The sequence below is a fragment of the Streptomyces niphimycinicus genome (assembly GCF_018883605.1).
In the GTDB taxonomy this organism is placed as follows: domain Bacteria; phylum Actinomycetota; class Actinomycetes; order Streptomycetales; family Streptomycetaceae; genus Streptomyces; species Streptomyces niphimycinicus.
Genome location: NZ_JAHLEM010000135.1, coordinates 1 through 3,059 on the forward strand (window position 1 = coordinate 1; position 3,059 = coordinate 3,059).

2 protein-coding genes are annotated in these 3,059 nt (G+C 70.9%); both read right to left on the minus strand.

Annotated features, from left to right (window positions below; all coding sequences use genetic code 11):
- Nucleotides 1-3 precede the first annotated feature (3 nt).
- Nucleotides 4-1,257, minus strand: coding sequence for a LolA family protein (locus tag KN815_RS14180; RefSeq protein WP_216342279.1), 1,254 nt, complete (start codon nt 1,255-1,257; stop codon nt 4-6).
- Between the two features lie 299 nt (nt 1,258-1,556).
- On the minus strand, nt 1,557-2,567 hold the full coding sequence (locus tag KN815_RS14185) for a polyprenyl synthetase family protein (protein WP_216342281.1): 1,011 nt from the start codon (nt 2,565-2,567) through the stop codon (nt 1,557-1,559).
- Nucleotides 2,568-3,059 lie beyond the last annotated feature (492 nt).

Genomic DNA, 3,059 nt, shown 5'->3' on the forward strand with positions numbered 1-3,059 from the left:
GCCTCACTTGGCCGCGTTGGCGGCCTTGACCAGGGCGTCCTTGTCGACCGCGCCGACGAACACCTTGCCGTCGTTGGTCAGCAGCGCGTTGACCAGACGGGTGCTGACCACCGTGCCGGAGCCGAAGTCGCCCTTGACCTCCTTGCCGAAGCCGCCGAGGAGTCCGGAGGCCGCACCCGGGCCGCTGTCGCCGCCGGGGTTCGTGGACGCCGCGCCGCCGGGGGTGTCGAGCCGGGCGATCGAGTCCCAGCCCTTACCGACGACCTTCAGCCCGGACAGGGCGCCCTGGGCGCCCTTGAAGTCCTTGCCGCCGAAGTCCTTGCCGCCGAAGTCCTTGGCCTCGGGCCGGCCGGCCTTGGGCGCCTCGGTGACCTTGGCACCCTTGGGCGGGGTGAAGTCGAAGGTGCTGGCCTTGGGCTTGCCGAAGTCGACCTTGGTGTAGCCGACGTCGATGGCCGCCTTGCCGCCGCTCTTCGGGGAGAGCGTGAACTTCAGCGGGACCCCGTTGTCAGCGTCCACCGCGATACGGACGGATCCGATCGTGGAGTCGCTGTCCGCCTTGGGCTTGATCAGCAGGTCGTACGCGTCCCGTCCGGCGACCCGGGAGGTGCCGTCGACCGTCACATCCGTGGTGTTGTCCACGGAGGCGAGCACGGTCTTGGCGATCTCCTGGGGCGTGGCGCCCCGCAGGTCCTTCGGCAGCTCGTGCCGGTGGCCGCCCTTGGCCTTCGCCTCCTTGGGGGCGGTGGCGTGGTAGGCGGAGTTGCTCCCGCTGTCGTACGCCCAGATCTCGTCGCCGTTGTGGATCATGCTGTACTCGGCGGCGTTCTCGACGATCGACACCCGCTGCTTGTCGGGGCCATCGGTGGCCACCCGCAGGGTGTGGGAGCCGGAGACCAGCTCCATCAGCCGGGAGTCGGGCGAGGCGGACGCCTCGCCGCCCTGCGCCCCACCGAGGTCGGCGAGGGAGCCGCCGCCGGGGAGCGAAGGGATGCCCAGATCGGTGGTGATCTTCACCGAACCGGACATCTGCTGGGCGTCCGATGCCGCCATCTTGCTGATCAGCTCTTTTGCCGAGATCTTCGGCAGGTTGGGGTCACCGGTGCTGGCCAGCGCCGGGACCAGCCCTATCGTCGCCGCCGCGATGCCCGCGACCGCGACCGGGGCGGCGTACCGGGCGACCTTCTTCCCCCGGGATGGCGGCTCGTCATCCCAGAAGCCGTCGTCGGCGACCTGTGTCGGTCGGATCCGTGCCATATGTGCTCTACCTCCGTCGTCGGCGGCGGTTCGTCAGCTTGCACTCGTCCACCCTCTCGGGCCATTGTCACCCGATCCCGCCATGTGGTGGTCTTTTCATCCCACCAAATCGTGTGACGTGGCGCGTCAACCCGCAGGATCACCTAGGTGTACTGCTCGGGGATGACACCGCTCCCCCGGGAGTCAGGGTCGGCTGGTGGTGGGAGCGGGAACGGACGCCGGGCGGGACGTCGGCCGACCGGTGAGCGGGGGCTGGGCGGGCGCTGGGTGGGGGCTGGGCGGGCGCTGGGTGGGGGGCGTCAGCCGGCCCGGTGGACCACCGCGTCGCACAGCCCCTCAAGAGCCGCCTTCGCCGGACCCTCGGGCAGCGGCGCCAACATCGAACGGGCCTCCGCCGCGTAACGGACCGTGACCCGGCGGGCCTGCTCCAGCGCCGGATGGGCACGCAGCCGCCGCAACACCTCGGCATGGCGTGCGTCATCCGTGAGATCGCCCGCGAGCAGCTCGCACAGCTCGCGGTCCTCGGCCGAACCGGTCGCCTCGGCCCGCTCCCGCACATAGAGCACGGGCAGGGTGGCAACGCCCTCGCGCAGATCGGTGCCGGGGGTCTTGCCGGACTCATGGCTGTCACTGGCGATGTCCAGCACATCGTCGGCGAGCTGGAAGGCCATGCCGAGCCGCTCGCCGTACTGGGTGAGGATGCTGACGATGGCCTCGTCGGCGCCCGACATCATCGCGCCGAACCGGCCGGAGACGGCGATCAGCGAGCCCGTCTTACCGGCCAGCACATCCAGATAGTGGTCGACCGGGTCACGGCCGTCGCGAGGGCCCGCCGTCTCCAGGATCTGGCCGGTGACCAGCCGCTCGAACGCCTCGGCCTGGATCCGCACCGCCTCCGGGCCGAGATCGGCCAGGATGTGCGAGGCCCGGGCGAAGAGGAAGTCGCCGGTGAGGACCGCCACCGAGTTGCCCCAGCGGACGTTGGCGCTGGAGACGCCGCGCCGCACCTCCGCCTCGTCCATCACATCGTCGTGGTACAGCGTCGCCAGATGGGTGAGCTCGACGACCACGGCCGAGGGCACCACTCCGGGTGCGTGGGGATCGCCGAACTGCGCGGCCAGCAGCACCAGCAGGGGCCGGAACCGCTTCCCACCGGCCCGCACCAGATGCTGGGCGGCCTCGGTGATGAAGGGCACTTCGCTCTTGGTGGCCTCCAGCAGGCCCTCTTCGACCGCCGTCAGCCCGGCCTGGGTGTCGGCTTCCAGAGTCCGGTCCCGCACGCTCAGCCCCAAGGGCCCGACGAAGCTCACGGGGTACTCCTGTCTGCCTACGAATGACGCGAATGTCGATGTGTCGCTGCCTCCACCAACAGGCAGCGTATCCGGTCGGGTATCGATCACTGTGGGCGCCTTCCCGCCTTGTACGCCTCTCACCGTTCTCTCCCGAACCGGCTACTTCACATCGCGGTACCGCGATCGCCGCAGATCATTCATCCCCCGGCCCCCCCACAAGTCGACCAGCCCGACCCGCCGACCGAGCAGCCAACCCGACCCGCCAACCGGTCAACCGGACCCGACCTGCCGACCGGTCAACGGGGCTCGGCCCGCCAACTGGTCAACGGGCCCGGCAATGGGCGGTCAGCCGTCCCGACCCCCGCCCGGTCACCCAACGCCGCCACGGGCCGGGGCAGCCCACGGGCCGGGGCAGCCCACGGGCCGGGGCAGCCCACGGGCCGGGAACGGCCATCAGCCCGGACGGGCCAGGGGCCAAGGCAGGCCATCGACCGGGACGGGCATCGGCCA

Excerpts from the sequence above, each read along its gene's own strand:
- KN815_RS14180 (WP_216342279.1), bottom strand. The coding sequence starts at position 1,257 with ATGGCACGGATCCGACCGACACAGGTCGCCGACGACGGCTTCTGGGAT.